This window comes from Mesorhizobium sp. M0217 (assembly GCF_040321955.1).
GTDB lineage: Bacteria > Pseudomonadota > Alphaproteobacteria > Rhizobiales > Rhizobiaceae > Mesorhizobium.
This window is the reverse complement of record NZ_JAMYSN010000001.1, coordinates 347,785-371,098: the sequence shown is the minus strand read 5'-3', so window position 1 is coordinate 371,098 and position 23,314 is coordinate 347,785. Positions and strand designations below refer to the sequence as shown.

Annotated in this window: 24 protein-coding genes; 13 read left to right on the top strand and 11 right to left on the bottom strand. The window is 61.9% G+C overall.

The window, feature by feature from the left end; genetic code table 11:
- Nucleotides 1-29 precede the first annotated feature (29 nt).
- Genes NKJ18_RS01870 through NKJ18_RS01845 form a run of 6 tightly spaced genes read right to left on the bottom strand, consistent with a single transcriptional unit; the run spans nucleotide 30 to nucleotide 5,155 of the window.
- Nucleotides 30-857, bottom strand: a complete 828-nt coding sequence (locus tag NKJ18_RS01870; RefSeq protein ID WP_023817332.1) for a transporter substrate-binding domain-containing protein — start codon at nucleotides 855-857, stop codon at nucleotides 30-32.
- A 23-nt stretch (nucleotides 858-880) separates the two neighbouring features.
- Complete coding sequence (locus NKJ18_RS01865) at nucleotides 881-1,621, bottom strand: amino acid ABC transporter ATP-binding protein (protein WP_352757738.1); 741 nt, start codon at nucleotides 1,619-1,621, stop codon at nucleotides 881-883.
- Between the two features lie 57 nt (nucleotides 1,622-1,678).
- A complete protein-coding gene (locus tag NKJ18_RS01860) occupies nucleotides 1,679-2,242 on the bottom strand; it encodes a peroxidase-related enzyme (protein ID WP_023711068.1) in 564 nt (187 codons plus the stop codon).
- A complete protein-coding gene (locus NKJ18_RS01855; RefSeq protein ID WP_023711069.1) occupies nucleotides 2,239-2,721 on the bottom strand; it encodes a CMD domain-containing protein in 483 nt (160 codons plus the stop codon). The genes NKJ18_RS01860 and NKJ18_RS01855 overlap by 4 nt, the downstream gene beginning before the upstream one ends.
- Nucleotides 2,718-4,187, bottom strand: coding sequence for an NAD(P)-binding domain-containing protein (locus NKJ18_RS01850; protein WP_023711070.1), 1,470 nt, complete (start codon nucleotides 4,185-4,187; stop codon nucleotides 2,718-2,720). Before NKJ18_RS01850 ends, NKJ18_RS01855 begins: the two co-directional genes overlap by 4 nt.
- Nucleotides 4,184-5,155, bottom strand: coding sequence for a LysR family transcriptional regulator (locus tag NKJ18_RS01845; RefSeq protein WP_023711071.1), 972 nt, complete (start codon nucleotides 5,153-5,155; stop codon nucleotides 4,184-4,186). The genes NKJ18_RS01850 and NKJ18_RS01845 overlap by 4 nt, the downstream gene beginning before the upstream one ends.
- Nucleotides 5,156-5,385: 230 nt before the next feature.
- Between NKJ18_RS01845 and NKJ18_RS01840 the strand changes: the two genes are divergently transcribed.
- A complete protein-coding gene (locus tag NKJ18_RS01840; RefSeq protein WP_023711073.1) occupies nucleotides 5,386-6,456 on the top strand; it encodes an NAD/NADP octopine/nopaline dehydrogenase family protein in 1,071 nt (356 codons plus the stop codon).
- Between the two features lie 212 nt (nucleotides 6,457-6,668).
- Here NKJ18_RS01840 and NKJ18_RS01835 read toward each other — a convergent pair whose 3' ends face one another.
- The 3 genes from NKJ18_RS01835 to NKJ18_RS01825 form a co-directional block, all read right to left on the bottom strand.
- Nucleotides 6,669-7,316 carry a hypothetical protein gene (locus tag NKJ18_RS01835; protein WP_023711074.1) on the bottom strand — a complete coding sequence of 216 codons (648 nt, stop codon included), beginning with the start codon at nucleotides 7,314-7,316 and terminating at the stop codon, nucleotides 6,669-6,671.
- 34 nt (nucleotides 7,317-7,350) lie between these two features.
- The gene (locus NKJ18_RS01830; protein WP_050588606.1) at nucleotides 7,351-8,019 is read right to left on the bottom strand and encodes a HupE/UreJ family protein; all 669 of its coding nucleotides are present in this window, start codon (nucleotides 8,017-8,019) and stop codon (nucleotides 7,351-7,353) included.
- Nucleotides 8,020-8,133: 114 nt separating this feature from the next.
- Nucleotides 8,134-8,523 (bottom strand): hypothetical protein, encoded by a 390-nt coding sequence (locus NKJ18_RS01825; protein WP_032910829.1) that lies wholly within the window; start codon nucleotides 8,521-8,523, stop codon nucleotides 8,134-8,136.
- Nucleotides 8,524-8,626: 103 nt separating this feature from the next.
- Between NKJ18_RS01825 and NKJ18_RS01820 the strand changes: the two genes are divergently transcribed.
- The 9 genes from NKJ18_RS01820 (at nucleotide 8,627) to NKJ18_RS01780 (ending at nucleotide 17,636) form a co-directional block, all read left to right on the top strand.
- Nucleotides 8,627-8,908 (top strand): metal-sensing transcriptional repressor, encoded by a 282-nt coding sequence (locus NKJ18_RS01820; protein WP_023669876.1) that lies wholly within the window; start codon nucleotides 8,627-8,629, stop codon nucleotides 8,906-8,908.
- Nucleotides 8,909-8,919: 11 nt separating this feature from the next.
- On the top strand, nucleotides 8,920-10,245 hold the full coding sequence (locus NKJ18_RS01815) for a cation diffusion facilitator family transporter (protein WP_023711077.1): 1,326 nt from the start codon (nucleotides 8,920-8,922) through the stop codon (nucleotides 10,243-10,245).
- 56 nt (nucleotides 10,246-10,301) lie between these two features.
- Entirely contained in the window at nucleotides 10,302-11,624 is a 1,323-nt protein-coding gene (locus NKJ18_RS01810; protein WP_352757737.1) for an MFS transporter, read from the top strand.
- Nucleotides 11,625-11,633: 9 nt separating this feature from the next.
- Nucleotides 11,634-12,074 (top strand): YqaA family protein, encoded by a 441-nt coding sequence (locus NKJ18_RS01805; protein ID WP_031199202.1) that lies wholly within the window; start codon nucleotides 11,634-11,636, stop codon nucleotides 12,072-12,074.
- A 130-nt stretch (nucleotides 12,075-12,204) separates the two neighbouring features.
- On the top strand, nucleotides 12,205-13,767 hold the full coding sequence (locus NKJ18_RS01800) for an ABC transporter substrate-binding protein (RefSeq protein ID WP_352757736.1): 1,563 nt from the start codon (nucleotides 12,205-12,207) through the stop codon (nucleotides 13,765-13,767).
- A 28-nt stretch (nucleotides 13,768-13,795) separates the two neighbouring features.
- Complete coding sequence (locus tag NKJ18_RS01795; RefSeq protein WP_023711081.1) at nucleotides 13,796-14,737, top strand: ABC transporter permease; 942 nt, start codon at nucleotides 13,796-13,798, stop codon at nucleotides 14,735-14,737.
- Between the two features lie 4 nt (nucleotides 14,738-14,741).
- On the top strand, nucleotides 14,742-15,653 hold the full coding sequence (locus tag NKJ18_RS01790) for an ABC transporter permease (protein WP_023711082.1): 912 nt from the start codon (nucleotides 14,742-14,744) through the stop codon (nucleotides 15,651-15,653).
- Nucleotides 15,650-16,660 carry an ABC transporter ATP-binding protein gene (locus NKJ18_RS01785; RefSeq protein WP_023711083.1) on the top strand — a complete coding sequence of 337 codons (1,011 nt, stop codon included), beginning with the start codon at nucleotides 15,650-15,652 and terminating at the stop codon, nucleotides 16,658-16,660. The genes NKJ18_RS01790 and NKJ18_RS01785 overlap by 4 nt, the downstream gene beginning before the upstream one ends.
- Nucleotides 16,653-17,636, top strand: coding sequence for an ABC transporter ATP-binding protein (locus NKJ18_RS01780; RefSeq protein WP_023686257.1), 984 nt, complete (start codon nucleotides 16,653-16,655; stop codon nucleotides 17,634-17,636). The genes NKJ18_RS01785 and NKJ18_RS01780 overlap by 8 nt, the downstream gene beginning before the upstream one ends.
- Before the next feature lie 34 nt (nucleotides 17,637-17,670).
- On the opposite strand, the gene NKJ18_RS01775 is transcribed toward NKJ18_RS01780, so the two are convergent.
- Together NKJ18_RS01775 and NKJ18_RS01770 are read right to left on the bottom strand one after the other, a co-directional pair.
- On the bottom strand, nucleotides 17,671-18,141 hold the full coding sequence (locus tag NKJ18_RS01775) for a chromate resistance protein ChrB domain-containing protein (RefSeq protein WP_023669885.1): 471 nt from the start codon (nucleotides 18,139-18,141) through the stop codon (nucleotides 17,671-17,673).
- Nucleotides 18,138-19,112 carry a Fe-Mn family superoxide dismutase gene (locus tag NKJ18_RS01770; protein ID WP_023669886.1) on the bottom strand — a complete coding sequence of 325 codons (975 nt, stop codon included), beginning with the start codon at nucleotides 19,110-19,112 and terminating at the stop codon, nucleotides 18,138-18,140. Before NKJ18_RS01770 ends, NKJ18_RS01775 begins: the two co-directional genes overlap by 4 nt.
- 533 nt (nucleotides 19,113-19,645) lie before the next feature.
- Here NKJ18_RS01770 and NKJ18_RS01765 point away from each other — a divergent pair.
- The 3 genes from NKJ18_RS01765 (at nucleotide 19,646) to NKJ18_RS01755 (ending at nucleotide 23,180) form a co-directional block, all read left to right on the top strand.
- Nucleotides 19,646-20,623 carry a chromate resistance protein ChrB domain-containing protein gene (locus tag NKJ18_RS01765; protein ID WP_023669887.1) on the top strand — a complete coding sequence of 326 codons (978 nt, stop codon included), beginning with the start codon at nucleotides 19,646-19,648 and terminating at the stop codon, nucleotides 20,621-20,623.
- A 17-nt stretch (nucleotides 20,624-20,640) separates the two neighbouring features.
- Complete coding sequence (chrA, locus tag NKJ18_RS01760; RefSeq protein WP_031199206.1) at nucleotides 20,641-22,056, top strand: chromate efflux transporter; 1,416 nt, start codon at nucleotides 20,641-20,643, stop codon at nucleotides 22,054-22,056.
- 86 nt (nucleotides 22,057-22,142) lie between these two features.
- Nucleotides 22,143-23,180, top strand: a complete 1,038-nt coding sequence (locus NKJ18_RS01755; protein ID WP_031192964.1) for a Cj0069 family protein — start codon at nucleotides 22,143-22,145, stop codon at nucleotides 23,178-23,180.
- The last annotated feature ends 134 nt before the right edge of the window (nucleotides 23,181-23,314 follow it).

Here is a 23,314-nt window from a genome sequence, read left to right as displayed (position 1 = left end):
ACTAGCGAATATGGCCCTCGACGGCCGTGCTATTTCATGTACTGGACGATGCCCTCGCCAAACCACTTCTGCGAGAGCTTCTCGATCGTGCCGTCGTCTTTCAATTCCTTGAGAACCTTGTTCACATCGTCAGCCAGAACCTTGTTCTCGTCTGATTTGTGGATCAGCATGTAGGTGTTGTTGCTGAACACTGGTTCGGACGCTACGATATCGAGTTTCTTTTGCTCGATGACGGTCTGCTCACCGAGATTGGACGGCAAGACGAGAGCGTCGAACTTGCCGTTCTGAACTTCGTCCAGCCGGTTCGGGTAGGGAATGCCTGCACTCGATGCCGTGACATCGAGCTTGTATTGCGGGTTTTCTTTCTGCCAGTTCATGATGAACTTGTAGGTTCCACCGCCGGCCGTTGTCGGAACGATCCTCTTGCCGACCAGGTCTTTCATTTCCTTGATGCCGCTGTCTTTCTTGCTGTAGATCTTCATCAGGCTGGCGCCCATAGGATTTTCCGGAATGAAGAACTGCTTGGAGCGCTCGGGCGACTTGTAGTAGCCACCCACCGCAATGTCGTACTTGCCCGTAGCGAGACCGGTTTCCTGGGCAATGTCGGAGACGCCTTCCATTTCGAACTTGTATTGGGGCAGCTTTGCGTTGATCGCCTTCAGAAGGTCGGGCTCATAGCCTTGCGGCTCGACGCCGATCGCGCCCCATGCCAGCGGCTTGGATTCGGCAGACGTAGCGATCTTGATCGTGCGAACGGTCTGGCCATAGCTGACCCCCGCCGTTGCAAGGGCAATCGCGATGCCGCCGGCGATGGCCAGGGCATAGCGGCGAGAGAAATTGGATGTGATTGCAGACATGTCTTGGTTCCCTTGTTGTTGGATTATTGAAAAGCGAGTTCTGACTGCAGGAATTGAGCAAGTCGTGGGCTGGAAGGCGCGTCGAAGATATCAGCCGGGCTGCCATCGGCGGCGACCACGCCACGGTCCATGAAGACGATCCGGTTGGAGATGTTCCTTGCAAATTGCATCTCGTGGGTCACAAGCAGCGAAGTGATCCCTGACGAGGTGACGTCCTTGATCACCTTCAGGACTTCACCGACGAGTTCTGGATCCAGCGATGACGTAGGCTCATCGAAGAGTATCACGTCGGGACGAACCGCCAGGGCGCGCGCAATGCCGGTGCGCTGGAGCTGGCCGCCCGACAGTTGGGAGGGATAGCTGTCTCGCTTCGGGGTGAGGCCGACCCGCTCGAGCTCCCGCAAGGCGATCTCCCGCGCCTCGTCCGCGGACTTGCGCTGCACGACGACCAGTGGATCCACCACGTTCTGCAGGACCGTCATGTTCTTGAAGACGTTGAATTGTTGAAAGACCATCGCCGTTCGCAACCGGATCGCCTGGACAGCGACCTTGTCGGCACGCTGGTAATCCATCCGGATCTGATCGAACGCGATGGTTCCTGACGACGGCTTGGCCAGGTAGTTGATGCATTTCAGCAACGTGGTCTTGCCGGTGCCGCTGGGGCCGATGATCGAAACCACGTCACCCCGCTTTACCGAGAGATTGACGCCGTTCAGAACCTGCGTGCTTCCGTAAGACAGCTTTACAGCTTTGAGTTCAAGCATTTCTGGTTGGCCCTTCGGAAAGTGTGAGACGGACTGCTTCGACCGCATGCGACATCATCACCCGCTCTCTGCATGGCCGAGAACGTGCATCAGCCGGTTTGCCCAGCCGAAGATCGATATGGAGTGGATCAGGTCGATAATCTCGCGGTCGTCCATGCCGACTGATCGAAGCGCGGCGATATCGTCTGCCGTCGCTTCCGACGGGGCCGCCGACAGGCGGCGGGCAAAACTGTAGATTGCCGCATCGCGTGGGCCGAGCGCTTCAGGTTTATCGAGATAGAGCGCGGTGACCACTTCGTCGTTCTTGGTCAGCTCTGCATGCCTGCGGGCGTGAACAACGGCGCAGAATTTGCAGCCATTGACGATGGACGCACCTAATGCACCCAGCTCGCGGTCAGGGCGGGCAAGCCCGCCTTCGACATACATGATTGCGTTGAACAAGACGGTGCGAGCAAGGTAGCTCTCAGGGTCATGCGCAAGGGTGCGCACATATTCCGAAACTTTCTTGGCTGATGGCGTGACCTTCATCGCTTCAAGCTGTTCCGGCGTGGCCTCGGATAGCTCGACCGGCGCTATGTACGGATGCCAATTCAATGGCTTCAGGCGCACCGCGGAAATCATACCGTCCTCAACAATCGCAGGCCGGTTGCCACCCGCGTCTGGAAATTGACGAAGGCGATGAGCTCGGAAAGGGCGACGATCTGAGGATTGTTCAATCCAGCTTGGGCGAGCAGGGCGATGTAGCCCGCTTCCGCCTTTTTCGGTGTCAGCGTAATCAGGTCCACATGGCGTGCGATGGTCGCCAATGGCTCTTCCAAATCCGTTTCCCCCTGGGCTAAGGCCAAAAGCTGCTCAGTCGGATCGAGCTGAGCCAGCTGCTCATCATATTCGGCCATCAGGACCGGATCGGCATTCAGAGCGGCCATGCGACGGGCCAGAGCAACCCGCAAATTAGGCGCAAGCCCTTGGTCGTTTGCTGGCTGCAGGACGGAGAGGCGACATTCCTCGGCCCCCAGCACGAATTCAGGCCGAAACCGACGCGCGCTGAAAAGCGCATCGTCCGGTGATAGACCGGCGGCCTTGTCCATTGCGTCGATCACAGCGCGGCCTCCTTCTCCAACAAGGGTGTTGAATCGACCCATTCGTCGCCCAGAAGTTCGGGCGTGTCGTAAGCGATCAGGTTGGCGAAGTGGGTTTCGACATCTTCGGCAAACAGCGATGCGGCAATGCCGCGGACCAAACGGTCGGCACCCGCGCTGACGGCTGGAATATCACCGGAGACCTTGCCGTGCGTCAGCATGGCGGCGTCGTTGAAGCAGTGGATATGCGACAGCATCGGGCAGGAGCCGGGGACGCGCTCACGAAACTCGAAGGCGGGACCTAGGTCCGGTGCGTCGGACATGCCTGCACGAGCCGGGCCCATATCCGGCCTATATCGGCCATCCGACCAGGTACGGATATGTGGGGCGATCGCCGCAAATTCCGGGCGGCCGCTGAAATCATTTGAAAAGCCGGTTGCCGCGATCAGGAAATCGTAGCGCATCGGCCCCTGCGTGGTTTCCACCAGCAAGGTCCCTGCTTCCTGCTTCACCGCAACTATGCCGCAGTCGAGAAAGAACCGAGCATTGGGGTGCCGAGACACGCGAAGTGTCGATGAACGCGGCGGCGGCGTCTGGGTCGAGGCGGTATAATCGAAGAATTTCCACTTCCAGGCATCGGGCAAGTGATGCATTCCGAGTACAACACCCGGGCTGCCAATGCCGGTCAGCTTGTTGATGCGCGGCATTTCCTTGCGCCTGATCAACATGTCAACAGAGCCGGCTCCCGCCTCGAGCGCCGTTGCGGCATTGTCCATGGACGAGGCACCAGCGCCGATGACAGCGACACGCTTGCCTTTCAGTGTATCGAAGTGGATGTCGTCGGCGGAATGGGCCCAATAGGCGCGATCGACGCCGCTGAGGAAATCGGGCACGGCAAAACCGCCCAAACCGGACCGACCGGTGGCCAGAACGAGACGACGGGTGAGAACCCGGCCGGTTTCCGCGCCTTCGATATCGATCGCAATCAGATCTCCAACAGGTGCCAGTCCGGTCATCCGCACGCTGTTGCGGACCGGCAGGCCGAGAACCTTGCGGTACCAGACCAGGTAGTCCATCCATTGGCCCTTCGGGATTTTGTCCAGCGACCGCCATGCCTCAACGCCCCATTGCGCAGTGAACCAGGCGCGGAACGTCAATTGCGGCAGGCCGAGAGACGGACCGTGCAGGGTCTTCGGCGACCGAAGCGTCTGCATGCGGGCAAAGGTCACCCAAGGTCCTTCGAACCCGGCCGAAGCCGCATCATAGGCCACGACATTGGTTATCCCGTTCAGCACCAGCTTTGCCGCGGCGGCAAGTCCGCACATGCCGGCGCCGATGACAACGACATCACGGACCGGCACGCCGTCGTGCGAACGCGCGGGAACCCATGGCTTGGCGGGCAGTTCGAGAAACTCAAGATCCTGTGCGAGCTGTGCTTCGAGCGCGGCAAGACCTGTCGACGTTGGCGCGGTGGGAGTATGCTTCATATTCCCGTTCCGTGATTTGTGCCGGATGCAGGATCGCTCACCAATTGGCCGGCCAGGGCCGGATCGAGTTTCTTGAAGCCGACGATCGACCGTTCAGCCACCGCCTCGACCGCATCCATCAACGCCTGCGCGACTGGACGAAGGGGGCGTTTTTCGGCAGCAACAACGCCCCAATAAAAAAGGACGGTCGCGTCAATCGGGCGGATGGCGACCCCAGGCAAGGCCACGCCATAAGCGGTGAGGGGATCGATGACAGCGGCTACGCCGGTCCGGCGCACAAGCTGCAACGCGCCATAGGCAGTATTCGTCCGGATCACTGGCCCGGTGTCGATACCCCTGGCGGCCAATGCCTTGGAGACATGCAGTTGGAAACGCAGCGGGTTGAGCAAGGTAGCGACGCGACGGCCGGCAAAGGCCGAAAGCGGTATGACGTCGAGTTCTGCCAGCGGATCGTCCTCCCGCACAGCAGCAACATCGGGCGCCGAATAGAGCCGCAGGACATCCAGGCCGGGCGTATCGAGCGGCAGGCTTGAAAAGCCGATCTCGGCACGACCGCTGCGCACTTCCTGGGCGACGATGGAGGGAAGAAACTGTCCGAGATGTGTCTCGTGCGGAAGCTCGATACCCTTGAGCTCGGCCATGGCCGTCGGGATCAGGCCAGTGCCGATCGCGGAGGTTGTAACAATCTGCAGGATCCGACCCCGGCCGGCGGCGATCATCTTGGCCCGCGCCGCGAGTTCGGTGAAGGACATCAGCAGTCGCCGCGCTTCTTCTTCAAATGCGACACCCTCTTCAGATAGCTGCACCCGTCGGCCGACCCGGTGCAGCAATTCGAAGCCAAGTTCGCCCTCAAGATCCTGAATGGTGCGTGTCACCGCAGGTTGGGAACGCCCGAGCATGTCAGCCGCCTTGGTAATGCTGCCGCTGGCAGCAACCGCAAGGAAGGTCTGAAGGTCCCGAGTTTCCATATTCTCCCTACATGTGAAATCCGTATGATTGACATCGTCTCATTCATTTTTGATATATGTCAAGCGGAAACTAATGTTCGCAGCGGCGCTTGCCGGCTCAGAGCCGGAGCCCTTGATCGAAACGCTGGGGGCACCCGACGTGCATGCAATTCGAAACCTCGTGATGAAAAACTTGTAGGCCGGGACTGCAAGGATTCTCGAACCATAAAGCCTGCAACAGGAGGAATGTTATGCGCGTGAGTATTCTGGGCGCCGGAGCAATTGCCTATGGCCTTGCGGCCTATTTGGCACAATCGGGACACTCGCCAACGCTTTGGTCACCGTCGGGACGCCGCACCAGAACGTTGGCTACTGGCGAATTGTTGAAGGCGACGGGGGATATCGAGGCGACGGTGCCGGTGCGCATTGCCAAGGATTGTAGAGATGCTATCGACCACGCGGACGTGGTGGTGATCGCGCTTCCGGCTTACGGCCACAAGATGGTGATGGACGCCGCCGTCCCTCATCTGGCAGATGGAATTCCGGTCATCATCAGTTCGCATAGTTCGTTCGGGGCTCTGTATCTCTGGAAGCGGTTGGCCGAGCGCAAGATCAGGTTGCCGATCGTCGTTTGGGGCACAACGCTACTGACTGGCCGCCAGCTCGGATCAAGCGAAGTCAATGTGACTTCCATTCGCCGGAAGCTTGATGTTGCGACGCTGCCTTTCGATGCGCTCGACCAAGGGTACGAGCTTTGCACGGCCTTGTTCGGCGATCGTTTCGTCAAGCGGGATGGTCTGCTGGCGATTGCGCTCAGCAACCTCAATCCGCAGAACCATCTGGGAATTGCCCTTCTCAATCTCACACGCATGGAAAAGGCCGAGCAGTGGAGCCAAGGGGGAAATGTCACACCTGCCGTTGGTCGCTTGATCGAGGCTCTGGATGCCGAACGGTTGGCCATCGCTGCCCATTTCGGCATCGCGGTTCGTACGGTCCAGGAACATTTTTCATTATCGTTCCACGTACCCATGAGCACTGTTTCGGAAATGAACCAGGAGATGGATCGTCAAGGTCGCGGCGGGTTTGGCCCGACAACCATCGAGAGCCGCTATATTCTCGAGGATGTTCCGTTCGGCCTGCTACCGACCGCCGTTCTGGGGAAGATCAGCGGAAATCCGGCGACACTCCATGAATCCGGAATTTCCATCTTGTCGGCGGCTTATGGCCGCGACCTCAAGGGAGATAATGACATTCTTCCTGCGCTCGGCATCGAGAAAATGACAAAGACGGATCTTGAAGCCCTTTGCCGCAAGGGGTTTTGATCGCGCTCGCTGCCAATGCGGCGTGATTACGCTTTGGGGAAGCTAGCGCGACTCTCCTGTTACATCATTGCGAGCTGATTCTAACGCCAACGACGTCCGAAGGGGACCAACACAGGTTGGATATTATCAAACTGTGTTGGTCCGAGTTGGCTATTTCACCTGCTTGATCTCCCCCGGCGCCAAACGGCGCCGGATAAGACGTGCCGTATCGATCACATCAAGCGTTTGATGTCGGTGTACGCGCCATTCGTCTTCAGCGTCACGGTGACGTCGGCACCGGTGCGGTTGCGCCAGAACCAACCGTGATTGCCGTCAAAGGCTGCCTCAAGTACGCCCTCGTCCTCTGCAGCCCCGCGTCCCTTCTCGTATGAGATGTTTTCGCCGCCGCCGTCACCATGCGTGTCGAAGTTCACCGCCGCGCCATTGGCTGTCCAAGAGTAGTTTGCCTTTGCGCCCTTGGCCATGACGAGCTTGATCTCAGCTCCTTCGCCGGGCTTGAGGGTGACCGACATTTCGTCCGTCCGCAGTTCCTGGGCAGAGGCGGAACCAATCACCAGTTCAGCGAAGACGCGCTCCAGAAGACTCGACTGCTGATCTTGGCCTGGCACTGCGGTCGGCGTGCCGTTTTGCAATTCGCGACGGCGGTCTTGCTCGGCCTCTTCGGCGAGTTGTGTCTTGATCTCGCCCATCTCGGTGAGCTCGAGCGCTCGCCCAATGCCGGTGGGATCGATGGCGTATTCGGCCGGCAGTACGATGGTCACCAGGATGGCCGCTGCCGCGACAATGGCGATGAGGGTAGATCGGAGGAGCTGCATGGATGTCGGCAGTTCAGCGCGGGTCGGGATGTCTGTGTTGTACATGGGAGAATTCCTTTTTTGATCTTTACTTGGAGGTTCAGGAGACGACCCAGCCGGTGAGCTGATAGCCGATCAGGACAAACCCGGCGGTCATCATGATGGTGTTGGCGGTGTATGCGTGGCGCCAGAAACTGTCGGTCCGGCGCCAGTAGCCCATGACGATAAGGATAGCAGCGAGCGCCAGAAGCTGACCGACCTCAACGCCGACGTTGAAGGCAAGTAGGTTGGGCACGAGCCCGTCGGGCGAGATGTTGTATTCGATGATCTTCGTCGACAGGCCGAAGCCGTGGAAAAAGCCGAAGATCAGCGTCGCGATTTTGGTGTTCGGCTGGAAGCCGAGCCACCTCTGAAAGGCACCCATATTGTCGAGCGCCTTGTAGACGACCGACAGGCCGATGATCGCGTCGATGATGTAGCTGTTGATGCCAACGTTGAAATAGACGCCGAGCAGCATCGTCGTGGAATGGCCGAGCGCGAAAAGGCTCACATAGATGCCGATGTGCTTCATCCGGTAAAGGAAGAAGATCACGCCGAACAGGAACAGGATGTGGTCGTATCCCGTCACCATGTGCTTGGCGCCGAGATAGATGAAGGGCAGCAGATTGATGCCCGTGATTTCCTGGATATAGCCCTTGTCGCCTTCTGCCACGGCATGGGCGAAAGCAGCCCCGGCAAGAAGTGGGAGGGTCAGGAGAGCAATAAGCATAGGAAGGGCCAACCGCCAGCGCGCGCAAGGCGTGCGTGGCGGACCCTCGTAGAAGGATCCTTGCATGAGAATTCCAATCGTCGTCGTTGAGGATGGCCGCGCTTGCGGCCGCGATCATACGATGACGATCTGCCTGGGAGGGCGCTCAAGCCGGAAACGGATTTCGAGATCGGCAAACGAAGGCGGGTAAACCAGCCAGCTCCGGCCTATAGGCGGTGATGGCTGCGCGAAGCCCGGAAGCGTGCTCGCCGTCTCATGGGTGTGGTCGGCCGGATTGTGGCCGTGGGTATGACCAAAGCTCTGCTCATCGGCTTCGCCATCGTCATGGCTGTGGCCGTGCTTTTCGATCTGTGCTGCCAGCTCTGCGTGACGCGCTGCCTCGGCGGCAGCGAGCGCAGTCGGATTATGCGAGGCCGAACTACCCATTGGGGACAGCAGCACGCCGAGCGTCATCGCGAAAGCGATGACGAGGCGAAAGGCTGCGCTATGGATCCAATTCGGCATGCTTAACGATTATTCTCTAAAATCCTAACGAATGGTTGCGTGCACCAGAATCGAGGCCACTTTGAGGCTTGGAATATCCTCTCTGGGGGGATAGCATCAAGGCATGAATGAGCGTCCCCACGTCCACGAAACCCATCCTGCCATCATCAAGCGGCTGAAGCGCGCCGACGGCCATCTGCGCGGGATCGTGGAGATGATCGAGGCCGGCCGACCGTGCCTCGACATCGCCCAGCAACTTCATGCCGTGGAGAAGGCCATCGCCCAGGCGAAGAAGACGCTGATCCAAGACCACCTCAACCACTGCCTTGAGGACGTCGTCGGACCGCTGGCGCTCGAGCAGCGCCGCTCGATCGACGAGTTCAAAGATATCACCAAGTACCTGTGAGAGACGTCGTCATGGACAAGATACGCGATTGGTTCGGCTTCGGCCCGATGTCACAGGGTTTGGGCGGGCACGGCCATGACCATGGCGAGGGTGGCCATGGCCACACGCACGGCGTCATCGATCCGACGATCGCGACTACGACACGTGGCATCTGGGCAATCAAATGGTCGTTCGTCTTGTTGGCCATCACTGCGGTGCTTCAGCTGGTGGTCGTGTTCCTCTCAGGCAGTGTGGCGCTGCTGGCCGATACAATCCACAATGTCGGCGACGCGGTCACAGCTATTCCGTTGTGGGTCGCATTCGTGCTGGCCCGCCGCAAGCCGAGCAAGACGTTCACCTACGGCCTGGGCCGGGTTGAAGACCTGGCCGGGATCATAATCGTTCTCATCATTCTTTTCAGCGCCATTGTCGCCGGCTACGAAGCGATCGACAGGCTGATCCATCCGAAACCCATCGCGTTTCTCGGCTGGGTCGCGATCGCCGGCCTGATCGGCTTCCTTGGCAACGAGGCGGTCGCCGTGTTCCGCATCCGCGTGGGCCGCGAGATCAACAGCGCCGCATTGATCGCTGACGGCTACCATGCCCGTACCGACGGCTTCACCAGTCTCGCGGTGGTGCTTGGGGCAATCGGCGTTTGGCTCGGCTTTCCGCTCGCCGACCCGATCATCGGCCTTCTGATCACGATCGCGATCTTCGCCATCGTCTGGCAGTCATCGAAGGCGGTTCTGACGCGCATGCTGGACGGCGTAGAGCCCGGCATTGTCGAGGAAATCCATCATGCGGCCGAGCATGTGCGGGGCATCGAGCAGGTCGCCCAGGCCCAGGCGCGCTGGATCGGCCATCGCCTGCATGCCGATGTCGCCATCAAGGTGGCCGACAGCGCGACGGCGAAGGACGTGCTCGGCATAACCGAAGCGCTGAGAGGGGAACTGTTCGATCACCTGCCGGCGCTTTCGGAGGCAAATATCCGCCTGGAGGGCGAAGGCGGACCCGTGGTGGCAGGTTCCGGACACGCTCACCACGCGCCCGATCCTTTCAAGGTCGCTTGCGATCTGGCGTCGGGGACGCTGGAAATCGTCGACACGCCCGCCGGCGAGCGCATGCGCCTCACCATCGACAGCCACGCCGACGATCTCGAGGCGACAGTGATCATCGAACGGCACGAGGGACCCGAGACGCTGCCTCTGGGACCTGTCGCGGGCGATCACCACCGCCTCGAAAGCAGTGTTGCCCCGGCCGAGCCGCACGAGTTCGAGGCAAAGCTGATCCTGACCGTGAAGGACAGGGAACAGATCCTGCCATTCAAGATGGTCGAGCCGGAAGGCCACCATCACTGATCTCACGACTGGCGCGGCACCTTACGCCGCCCACGCATTCCGAGAAGACAGACATCATGCTGGAAGTCCTTGCCGACCGCACCTATCTGCACCTGTTCCTGGCGCAGGTCATCGCGCTCATCGGCACCGGCCTTGCCACAGTGGCGCTGGGGCTGCTGGCTTACGATCTTGCCGGCGCCAATGCGGGCGCCGTGCTCGGCACCGCGCTCGCCATCAAGATGATCGCCTATGTCGGCGTGGCGCCCGTGGCGGCGGCCTTCGCCGAGCGCCTGCCGCGCCGCACCATGCTTGTTTCGCTCGACCTCGTGCGGGCAGCGGTCGCCGTCTTCCTGCCCTTCGTCACCGAGGTCTGGCAGGTCTATGTCCTGATTTTCATCCTGCAGGCGGCCTCGGCCGGCTTCACCCCAACCTTCCAGGCATCGATCCCTGACGTGCTGCCCAAGGAAAAGGACTACACGCGGGCGCTGTCGCTGTCGCGGCTTGCCTACGATCTGGAGAGCGTGGTCAGTCCGATACTGGCGGCGGCACTGCTTTCCGTCATCAGCTTCCATAGCCTGTTCGCAGGCACGGTCATCGGCTTCCTGGCGTCGGCCGCGCTGGTGGTGTCGGTGGTTCTGCCGAGCCCGAAACCCTCTGAGCCGCGCGGCGTTTACGAGCGCACCACACGCGGCATCCGTATCTATCTGGCGACGCCGAGATTGCGCGGCCTGCTGGCGCTCAACCTCGCTGTCGCCGCCGCCAGTGCCATGGTGATCGTCAACACGGTCGTGCTGGTTCAGGCAAAATTCGGCCTTTCCCAGAGCGACACGGCACTTGCCCTTGCCACCTTCGGTGGCGGCTCGATGATCGCGGCGCTGGTCCTGCCGCGGCTGCTGGACAGCATCCCGGATCGGGTTGCGATGTTGTCAGGCGCCGGCCTGCTGGTTGCCGGCGTGTTCGCAGGGCCGTTCGCCATCAGCTATCAGCTGCTCTTGCCGCTCTGGTTCGTGCTCGGGCTGGGCTATTCGCTGGCGCAGACCCCGTCTGGGCGGCTGATCAAGCGCTCGGCCGATCCCGTCGACCGGCCGGCATTGTTTGCCGCGCAATTCGCGCTTTCGCACGCCTGCTGGCTCATCACCTATCCGATCGCCGGACTCGTCGGCGCGGCGATGGGCCTGCCCTTCACCTTTATCCTGCTTGGCGTCATTGGCGCCGCGGCACTCTTTGCCGCGATGTGGTTGTGGCCGCGTCACGATCCCGACGTTCTCAGCCACGCCCATGACGATCTGTCTGACGGGCATTCGCACCTCGAGGACGCCGTCTGGACCGAAGCAGGCTTCGAGCATGCGCATGGTTATGTCGTTAACGATAGGCACCCAAAATGGCCGAAAGCGAGCTGAGCGGCCCCAATGCTGGGAGATGTTGGTGCCTTCGGCGCGCTGTTCCTCACCGCGTTCGCCGCAGCGACAATTCTGCCGCTGCAGTCAGAGGCGGTGCTGGCCGGCCTGCTGCTGGCCGGAAGCCAGTCACCGGCGGCGCTGATCCTGGTCGCGACGATCGGCAACGTGCTTGGTTCGGTTGTCAACTGGCTGCTCGGCCGCTGCATCGACCGCTTTCGCGACCGCAGATGGTTTCCGGTCAAGCCCACTGCGCTCGATCGCGCCGCGGCGCGCTACCGCCGTTACGGACGATGGAGCCTGTTGCTGAGCTGGGTTCCCGTCATCGGCGATCCGCTGACGATGATGGCCGGTGTTCTGCGCGAGCCGCTCTGGAGCTTCGTTGCGATCGTCACGATGGCGAAAGCCGGCCGCTATCTCGCGCTCTCGGCGGCGGTGCTGAACTGGCTGTAGGCCGCAACCGCGACCAAGTGGGTCGCTGGGGTAAAACTCTCAAACGGTTTTCCGACTTTATGTCTTATGTCTATACAAATTAGCAAGCGTGCACATGATCGTTGCCAATCAAACAAAAAGGGGAACTAACATGATGACTCTCGACCGCCGCAATTTCCTGGCCTCCACAGCCGGCCTGGCCTTCATTGCCGCGTTTCCGCGCGCCGCGTACTCGGAGGGGCATGAAACGTTGAAGGTCGCCATTGCCGCCGAAACCGGCGATCTCGACCTGCTGCAAAACGTCTCCACCCTGAGTTCCTACACGGTCGTGTTCGACGCCCTCATACACTATGGCCAGGACGGCGCGCTCGAGCCCGGGCTCGCCACCAAGTGGGCTGTCGCCGACGACCAGCTTTCGATCGCCTTCGACCTGCGCGAAGGTGTTGCCTTCAGTGACGGCACGCCCTTCGATTCGACCGCCGCCGAATGGAATCTCAAACGCTGGCTGGGCGTCGCGGATTTCTCATGGATCGGTGTGTCCGACGCATTCGACAGCATCGTCACCGATGGACCCAGCAAGTTGACGATCAAGCTAAAGCGTCCGGTGCCCGCCGCCTTGCTGGAGCTCACCATAGTGCGTCCGGTGCGCTTCCTGTCGCCGAAGGCGGTCGACGCCGGCGGCAAGCAGACCGCTCCGGTCGGCACCGGACCGTGGATCGTCGAAAGCTACGATTCCTCCGGCACCGTGCTGGTGCGCAACGACAAATACTGGGGCGAGAAGCCACTGTTTGCTCGCATGGAACTGAAGGTGGTTCCCGACGAACTCGCCCGCGCCAACGCGCTGCGTTCCGGCGACCTCGACGTGATCGGCGGCGACTGGGTGGCGACGCTGTCGCCGCGCCGCGCCCGCGCGCTTGAAAAGGACGGCATGAAAGTGGTGGCCGAGGCCGGCACCGCAACCATGCTGCTCGGTTATTCGCCGAAGGCCAAGATGATGGCCGACAAGGCCGTGCGCGAGGCCATCTATGTCTCGGTCGACCGCGCCGCGATCGCCAAGGTGTTGTTCGAAGGCTACGCAGATCCGGCGGCGGATCTCTTTCCGGCCAACGTGCCTTCCTCGGGCAAGCGGCATAACGTGCCGGTACGCGACGTCGCCGCGGCCAGGAAAATCCTTGCCGATGGCGGTTGGAGCGAAAGCGGAGGCGCCTGGAGCAAGGAAGGCGCGCCGCTGGCGATCGATTTCCTCGTATCGGAGGAATCGCTGCCGGGTTCGCGCCGCATCGCCGAGATGATCCAGGGTCAGCTGTCCGAGGTCGGCTTCCAGGTTCAGGTCTCGTCAGTCGACAACGCCACCATGCACGACCGTCGCCCGGCGTTCGAATATGATCTTGCCTTCTTCACCACCTATGGCGCGCCCTATGATCCGCACGGCACGCTCGGCAACGCGTTCGTATCCACCGCCGACAGCGGGCCGGACGGCAAGATCTATGTTTCCCCGGAGCTTGATGGCGTGGTCAAGGCCGCGCTCGAAGCGAGCGGCGACGAACGCGAAGCCAAGATGCAGGCGCTCTACGACTGGCTGCACGACAACCGGGCGATCTGCCCGCTCGTTGTCAGCCAGCGGCTGTGGGCGCACAATCCTCGCGTCGAGAACTTCGCGCTTCCCGCGACGGACTACGACCTGCCGTTCAAGGCGATCACGCTGAAGGCCTGAACGCCTCGAACCTCCTGGGGGAGTTCCGATGAGACGCACGATTCTGCGAAGGATGTTGCTTGCCTGTCTGCTTGTCGTGGCGGCATCGGCATTGACCTTTACCCTGGTTGCCGCGGCGCCGGGCAACGTCGCCGCGCTCATGGCCGAGCGTGCGGCAGGCCCGGGCGCGGATGCCGAAATGATCAAGAAGATCGGCGAGGACCTCGGGCTCGATGATCCGCTGCCGGTCCGCTACGGCCGATGGCTTTTCAGCGCCATCACCGGCGATCTCGGCGTCTCGCTGCGCACCGGCAAACCGATCGCGCAGGAATTCGCCGCCAGAATCCCGATGACAGCGGCGCTGCTTGCGGGCGGCGGCATTCTCGCCTTTTTCCTGTCGCTGGCGCTCGGCGTTGCCGGTGCGGTCAGCAATGGTGGCGCGTTGGACCGGTTCCTCCACGCCTTCTCGCTGGTCGGCGCCTCGACGCCGAACTTCTTCGTGGCGGCGCTGCTGGTCATCGTCTTTTCGGTGATGCTGGGCTGGCTGCCCACCTTCGGCGTCAGCGGCTTCACCTCGTGGCTCTTGCCGTGGGTGACAATCGCCCTGTTTCCGGCATCGGTGCTGAGCCGCGTCGTCCGCGTCAACCTCCAGGAGGCCATGTCGCGACCCTTCGCCACGACGGGCTTCGCGAAGGGCTACACGAGGACACAGGTGCTGATGCGCGAGGCTCTGCCCAACATCGCCATCCCGTTCCTGACCACCTTCGGCGCCCAGTTCACGCTGATGATCATCGGTTCGATCGTGGTTGAAACGGTGTTTGCGCTGCGCGGCGTCGGCGCCTTCTTTATCGATGCAATCCGCTTCCGCGACTTCGTCGGCATGCAGTCGGTTCTGTTGCTGTTCGTGGTGTTCTTCGTTGTCGTCAACCTGATGGTTGACGTGATCTGCATGTTTGTCGACCCGCGCATGCGTAGGGCGAGAGGAGCTTGATCCGATGAACATGTCCTTGTTCAGGAGCATGAAGGACTGGCCCTGGCTGGTGCTGCTGCCAGTCGTCTTCTTTGTCGCGGTCGGTGTGCTCGGTCCCTCGATCATGCCTTACGATCCCGGCGCGCAAGACTACGACCTCACGCTTGCGGGACCGAGCTGGGCTCACTGGCTGGGCACCGACTATCTCGGCCGCGATATTCTGAGCCGCATCATCGGCGGCGCCCGCATATCGCTGGTGGCGATGGTGATCGTGCTGGTGGCTGCACTTGCCATCGGCGTCAGCATCGGTTCGTTTGCCGGTTATGTCGGCGGGCGCGTCGAGCTGGTGTTGATCAGCCTCATCGACATCGCGCTGGCGCTGCCAAGCCTGGTGATCGCGCTGGCGCTGATCGGCATTCTCGGCACCGGCTACTGGTCGATGATCACGGCGCTGACGCTGGCGTGGTGGGCGAACTATGCCCGCATGAGCCGCGCCGTGGTCACCGCCGAATTGCAACAGCCCTATATCGAAGCGGCAAGGGTGATGGGCGCCAGCCATCTGTGGATCTTTGTGCGCCATATCCTGCCGCATGTCCTGGCCCTCGTCGTGGTCTATGCCAGCGCCGATGCCGGCGCCCTTGTCCTGGCCATCGCGACGCTGAGCTTCCTCGGCCTGGGCGTCGCGCCGCCGGCGCCGGAATGGGGCCAGATGCTGGTCGACGGCATGAGCTACATCGAGGAATACCCAAGGCTGGTCGTCCTTCCGGGCCTTGCGCTCACTTTGGTGGTGGTCAGCTTCAATCTGCTGGGCGAGACCTTCGCGTTGCAAAAGGTGCCGAGGCCGGTGCGCGGCGGTTTGCTGCGCAAGCGTCGCAAGGCGCGCGCCCTTGAGGAAGCGGAGCGGAACGCCGTCGAAACGGGAACAGCCGCGCCATGAGCGACGAGCCGATCTACTCCATAGAAAACATGGTCATTGATCTCTACGCCACGACCGTTTCCGTGCGCGCGGTCGATGGGGTGTCGTTCAACGTCCGTCCCGGCGAGACAGTCGCCGTCGTCGGCGAGAGCGGTTCGGGCAAGACCGTCATGACGCTTGGGCCGCTCGGGCTGCTGCCCGAGGGCGTCACCGTCGATATCAAGGGATCGGCGCGAGCCGAAGCGAGCGAACTGGTCGGAATGGAGTCCAGGCGCTTGTCTGACCTTCGCGGCCGCTATTTCGGCGTCATTTTCCAGGACCCGATGAGCGCGCTGAACCCGATGCTGAAGATCGGACCGCAACTGGCGCGCCAGGCGCGCCGCTTTGCCAATCTCTCGCATGCGGATGCCCGCAAGGAAGCGGTCTCGCTGCTCGCCCGCACCGGCATCCCTGACCCGGAAGACCGCTACGATCGCTATCCGCATGAAATGTCTGGCGGCATGCTGCAGCGCGCCATGATCGCACTGGCCCTGGCAAGCCGGCCGCGCGTGCTGATCGCCGACGAGCCGACCACTGCGCTCGACGCCACGGTGCAGGCGCAGATCCTGGAGCTCATCCGCCAGATCCAGCGCGAGGAAGGCATCGCGGTCGTGCTGATCACGCATGACATCGGCGTCGTCGCCTCGGTCGCGGACCGGGTCATGGTGCTCTATGCCGGGCAGGTGGCGGAGGAGGGGATCGCGATGGATGTGCTGACGCGGCCGACGCATCCCTATACACGCGGGCTGCTTGCCTCTGTACCGGATTTCCGCGCCGACGAACGCGCCGCGACCAAGGAAATACCAGGTTTGCCGCCGAACCAGATCAGGCTGGAGCCGGGCTGCCGTTTCGCTGCCCGCTGCGAACTGGTTGAGCCCGAATGCCGCGTGCATCGGCCGCCGCTCCAGACGATCTCGACGGGCGGGACGCCGCACAAGGTGGGATGCCCGGTGGTGCTGAGGCGGGAAGGGATAGCAATCCATGGCTGACATTGCGGCGATTGAGGTCAAGGGCCTGAAGGTCCATTTCGCCAACCGCTCCGGCACAGGCGCCGTGCGGGCGGTCGACGGCATCGACCTGACCATTCCGCGTGGTGCCTTCCATGGCATCGTTGGCGAATCCGGTTGTGGCAAGACCACGCTGGCTCGCAGCGTCGTCGGCCTGCAGAAGGAGACTGAGGGTACGGTGCTGATCTCGGGGCGGGATCGCGCCCAGTGGCTGAAGTCGGACCGCAAATCGTTCAGCCGCGAGGTCCAGTTCGTCTTCCAGGATCCGCTGGGCTCGATGAGCCGTCGCCAGACCGTCTACCAGACGCTGGAAGAGCCGCTGCAGATCCATCGCCTCGGATCTCCGGCCGAGCGCCGGCGCCGTATCGGCGAGCTGCTGGATCTGGTGGCGCTGCCAGCGACCGTGCTCGACCGCCTGCCGCGTTCGCTTTCCGGCGGCCAGCGCCAGCGCGTTTCGATCGCTCGCGCGCTTGCGCTGAAGCCATCGATCCTGGTTTGCGACGAACCGCTCAGCGCGCTTGACGTTTCGATCCGGGCGCAGATCGTCAACCTGTTCACATCATTGCAGAAACAGCTTGGCCTTACCATCGTCATCGTTGCGCATGACCTGGCGATCGTGCGCGAGGTCTGCTCAAACGTGACGGTGATGTATCTTGGCCGCATCGCGGAAGCCGGCGTGACGCGGCCGCTGTTTCGCGAGCCGGCCCATCCCTACAGCCAGGCACTGCTTTCGGCGGTTCCTTCGCCGGATCCTCGTATCGAGGCCGGCCGTCGCCGAATCATCCTCGCGGGCGACCCTCCAAGCCCCAGCGCGCCGCCACCGGGATGCCGCTTCAACACCCGCTGTCCTGTGGCGATCGATGTCTGCCGGACCGAGGAGCCGATGTTGCGCTCGGTGCCGCATGGCGGGGTCGCGGCCTGCCACCTTGCCGACGGCGAGCGGCGGCCGGTGATTTGAGTGCCGACTTGATCTGCCCTCGTTGCCCGCTACTTCAGGCCGCCGCCGGCTTCGTGACGGGTGGCCAGCTATGGGTCTCCGCCTTGCGTCGTGAGGCCCAGGCATAAAGCGCATCGTAAATGACGAAGCCGTGCTTCAGGATCTCGTGGTCGTCGGGCGTCACGTCCCGCAGCCCCATGGAGATCGCGAGCAGTCCTGCAGACTGTGGCGTGAGATCGTGCCGATCCGTGTCGGCGCCGCGCACGATCGCGGCAATGGTCACGATCGCCGGGTCGCGATCGAGGCCGAATTTCGAGACGAAGGTGTCGAAGCTGCAACCGTCGCCGACATGGGTGAATTCGACGCCGGGCACGTCGTAGGGTGTCGCGCCCGCTTCCTGGGCAACACGGATCACCTGATCAGGTGCCGCGAACAGGAAATCAGGTTCCTTGTCGATGAAGCGTGCAATCAGCCAGGGGCAGGCGATGCGGTCGATGACCGGGCGTTCACGGGTAACCCATTTCATGACGCAATCCTTTCTTCGCTCATCACCAGAGGGACGGTTGGCGCGCCGATGGCGTGCCAGGCGGCGATGCCGCCTGAGAGCGCCGTTGCATCGACGCCGCGGCGACGCAGTTCGGCGACTGCGTCGCCGCTGACCTGGAAGCCGTACACGCAATAGACGATGACAGGCCTGTCCCTCGGCAGTTCATCGGCCCAATCGGCAATGGTCTCGGGAGCGCGGAGCTTGGCGCCCGGCAGCATATCGCTGCGTTTTGCCAGATCGTCGGCCAGGCAGACGTCGAGCACGACCAGATCTTCGCCCTGGTCGAGTCGGGCCCGCAGTTCCTCTGGCGCAACAGTTGGAACCTTATTGTCCGATGCAGGTCCTGTTGAAGGATCGCGCTGCGCGACAGCCCGCCGGTGGCGGGCGGCAACCCGCTCCCAATGGATGTTCTTCATGAACGCGTCGACATAGGCGCCAGCCTTGGCGCCAAAATCGAGGTGGTAGGCATGTTCGTACATGTCGAGCGCGAGGATCGGCATGCCGCCGGCGAGACAATTGGTGTGATCCGCCGCCCATTGAATCGTCAGCCGATCGCGGCGCTCCGACCAGGTCAGCAGCGTCCATCCCGAGCCTCCGGCCTGCGCCTTAGCACAAGCCATGAACTTGGCGCGCCATGCCGCCACGCTGCCGAAGTCGCGCTCCAGTGCTGCGGCAAGATCGCCTCCGGCATCGCCGGAACCACCGAGCCCATCGAAATAGATCTCGTGCAGGATCGCCGAATTTGCCGCGACCAGCTCTTCGCGCTTCAACCCGTTGATGTCGAAGACGGGTGCTGCGCCCCAGTCGAGTTCATCGAGCCGCTGTTCGATAGCGTTGAGGCGGCGAACCGCACCGCCGTAATTGTTTTCATAATGGCTGGCCAGCAGGCGTTCGGACAGTCCGACGAGCCTGGGCGGCTTGAACGGCAGCGGCATGATCTGGTGCGGCATTGGATTTCCTCGCTCGGCGGCACGGCCCATCCGTGAGCAGGCGCACGTTATGCCCAAACGAGAAATGATACAAGTGTTGCATCTTGCTCAGGCGTTTGATACGGGTCACTTATGGGCGAGAGGGAATCGATCCCAGCTGCGCCGGGTATTCCACCAAGGACGAGGAGCGAACCATCTGCGGCTGAACCGCAGTCCTCAGGGGCGGCACGCCTTGGGTGGTTGCCACCACCGATGTCGCTTCCGAAAGGCCCGCGGTCACCTCGACGCGACCGTTGTCGGTGACACCAGCCTTGATGGCGAGGCGTGTGATGCGATTGTCCGTGACTGTGTACACGAAGGTGCCGTCGCCATTACTTCCGGGGCCTCCATTCCTGCCGGACGACGTTCGAGGGGCGCCACATGAGCTTTCTTTCTTCGCCCGGAAGTGCGCTGGGGCGCTTCGACAACCGACGATGAGCTTCGCCCGCATATGGTTTGCGCATGAGCCATGATACAAGTGTTGCATCTAATTCAGTCCATGATACGGTTCACTTATGAGTGAGGGGCAATCGCAGGAGCAGCGCTGGCTGCTCCTGATATATCAGCTGCCAAGCAAGCCCGCCTATTTCCGGGTGAAGATCTGGCGACGGTTGCAAGGCATCGGCGCGGTCGCAGTCAAAAGCACCGTTTACGCCCTGCCGGCCAATGCCGAGATGCAGGAGGATTTCGAATGGCTTCTGAAGGAGATCGTCGCCGGCGGCGGCGAGGCCATGATTTGCGAGGCGCGCCTTGTCGACGGTCTGTCGGACGCGCAGGTGCGGGCGATGTTCGACGCGGCCCGTGATGCCGACTATGCGGAGATCGCTGGGGAAGCGCGCGAGCTGGCTGCAGCGATTGGGGCCGACGCGACATCGGAAAAACACGCAGAAGCGCGTCCGCAACTTGGTCGCTTGCGCAAGCGGCTCACTGAAGTGGTGATGATCGACTTTTTTGGTGCCAGCGGTCGCCTCACGATCGAGGGACTGATCGCCGAACTTGAAACACAGCTTACAGAGGACAAGGCCATGACCAAGGAACCGAAGAAGGCCGCCGAGCCGAGCGAGCTCAAGGGCCGAATCTGGGTCACGCGCCGGGACGTGCATGTCGACCGCATCGCCTGCAGTTGGCTGATCCGCCGGTTCATCGATGCTGACGCGATCATCCGCTTCGTAGCGGGCAAGGGATACGTGCCAAAGGAGGGGGAATTGCGCTTCGACATGTTCGAAGGCGAAATCACCCATGAGGGCGATCGCTGCAGCTTCGAAGTTCTGCTTACCCGCGCCGGCATCAATGATCCGGCACTCCAGGCCATCGCCGAGATCGTCCATGACATCGACCTCAAGGACAACAAGTTCGGTCGCGAGGAGGCGACTGGGATTGCCAGTCTGATTGCAGGCATCGCCATGGCGAACGAGAGCGACGAACAGCGGATCGCGCAGGGCGCTCCTGTCTTCGACAACCTCTATCAGTATTTCCGCAAGAAACGCGGATGACCGCAGGGACTCAAACTATGGCCAATCTGGAGCAGTCCGTCACGACGCCGCCATCTCTGGCCGAAACCCACGACCATGACATTTCGTTTGCGGACGCCATGCGAGTATGGGCTCGCGTTGCAATGCTCAGCTTCGGCGGCCCGGCCGGCCAGATCGCCATGATGCATCGGATCGTCGTTGAGGAAAAGCGCTGGATCGGCGAGACGAGATTCCTGCATGCGCTCAACTACTGCACGCTGCTGCCAGGTCCGGAGGCGCAGCAATTGGCCATCTATATTGGCTGGCTCATGCACAAGACCAAAGGCGGCCTCGTCGCGGGAATCCTGTTCGTGCTGCCAGGCGCGGTCGCCATCATGGTCCTGAGCTGGATCTACGCCATCTTCGGCAACGTTGGCGCTATCCAGGCGCTCTTCTTCGGCCTGAAGGCGGCGGTTCTGGCCATCGTGCTCGAAGCGGTCCTGCGGATCGGCAGGAGGGCGCTCAGGAACAATGTGATGGTCGGCCTCGCTGCGGCAGCCTTCATCGCCCTGTTCTTCTTCCATGCACCGTTCCCGCTGGTCATCCTGGTTGCGGCCGTGATCGGCTACGTCGGGGGCAAGATGGGTTGGGCCGCATTCCAGCCAGGCAATGGACATGGCAAGCTTGGTGGCAAGCAGGTCGATGATGTCGACTCGGCGCTTGGCGAAGGGATGCCGGCGCATGCCCGGCCATCCATCGAATGGTCGCTGAAGATTGCGGCGGTGTTTCTGCTGCTATGGTTCGTTCCGGTCCTTTTCTTGTTGCTGTTTCTTGGGCAAGGCAATGTCTTCACCGACATCGCCATCTTCTTTTCCAAGATGGCGGTGGTGACGTTCGGCGGGGCCTATGCGGTGCTTGCCTATGTCGCCCAGCAAGGAGTCGAGCACTATGGCTGGCTGAAGCCTGGAGAAATGCTGGATGGCCTCGGCATGGCCGAAACGACGCCGGGTCCGCTGATCATGGTCACTCAATTCGTTGGTTTCATGGGAGCATTCCGGGAGCCGGGGGTTCTTAACGCGTTGGTCGCTGGAACGCTCGGCGGCCTTCTGACGACGTGGGTGACCTTCGTCCCGTGCTTCCTGTGGATATTTCTCGGCGCGCCGTACATAGAGACGATGCGCAGCAACAAGGCCCTGTCAGCCGCACTGTCGACCATCACGGCAGCGGTGGTTGGAGTGATCCTGAACCTCGCGGTGTGGTTCGCGCTTCATGTCCTGTTTCGCGATTTGCATGAGATCGGCTTGCTGGGCATGAGGCTCGACGTGCCAGTCCTCGGTTCCCTCAACATTCCGTCTCTCGTACTGACCGTCGGTGCGATGCTGGCGGTATTCCGCTTCAAGGTCGGCGTGATCCCGGTGCTAGCGGCATGTTCGATCCTGGGCGTGCTTTTCGGCGTCGCGGCGGGCTCGGTCTAGGGCGATCTTTCTGCTCGGATGCGAGCATCGCAGTCTATTTCGTATCGGGGCTGCCTGATGGGCGAGCAAGTAGGAGGCGAGGTATAATGGGCACGAGGCGAGTGGCTGTGGTCTGGCGCGGTGACCGGGAGGCGCGTCGCACGGCGACACCGCAGAACAACCGGTTTCATCGCGTGTTCGAGGAACTCGCTGCGATCGGTGTTCACGCCGAACCGGCCGTTTATGACGAAGAGTTTGCCGAGGAGGTTCGGACCCAGCTCCTGGCGACGGACGGCGTGCTGGTCTGGGTCGATCCCTTGCACGAGGGAAAAACCCGTGCGGTGCTCGACCCGCTGCTGCGCGACGTGGCGGCACGCGGCCCCTGGGTGAGTGCACATCCAGACGTGATCCTGAAAATGGGCGTGAAGGAAGTTCTGCACCGTACGAAGCATCTCGGATGGGGAACCGATACTTACCTCTACGGCTCCGCCGAGGCTTTTCGCGAGGCGTTTCCGGAGCGGCTTCGGACGGCCGGTCCACGGGTGCTGAAGCAGAACCGCGGCAATGGCGGCCAGGGAGTATGGAAGGTCGAGCTGATCGGTTCGCTTCCTGGCGGAGAGCCGGCGGTTCGGGTGCTGCACGCGCGACGCGGCAGTATGCCGGAAGAACTCGCACTGCCGGATTTCATGGCGCGCTGCGAGGTGTATTTGACACCCGATGGCTGCATCGTGGATCAGCCATTCCAACCGCGTTTACCCGACGGGATGATCCGCTGTTACATGGGCGCCGACAAGGTGGTCGGCTTTGGCCACCAGTTCATCAAGGCCCTAATCCCACCACCTCCTGAAGGGCCAGATTCCGAGGCTGCGCAACCAGGGCCGCGGATAATGCATCCCGCCACGGCCGAACCGTTTCAGTCGCTGCGGACCAATATGGAAACCGGGTGGACGCCGCAAATGATGGCTGTGCTAGGCGTCGATGCCAGGTCGCTGCCGATCATTTGGGATGCCGATTTTCTCTACGGACCACGGACTGTGTCAGGTGAAGACACGTATGCGCTTTGTGAGATCAACGTCAGCTCGGTCTTTGCCATCCCCGATCAAGCGCCGGCCGAAATAGCTCGACTCGTTGCCATGCGATTTTGAATCGACGAAGATTGGCGGTCCGAGTGGGGCTCTGGCCGAACGCGGTTCGGCGGTCAGTCCGACGGTCGCCGGACCCCTGCTTGCCGTTTCCGGTTTCGGCTGACCAATTCTCGTCGCCGGTGGCTTGAACACCA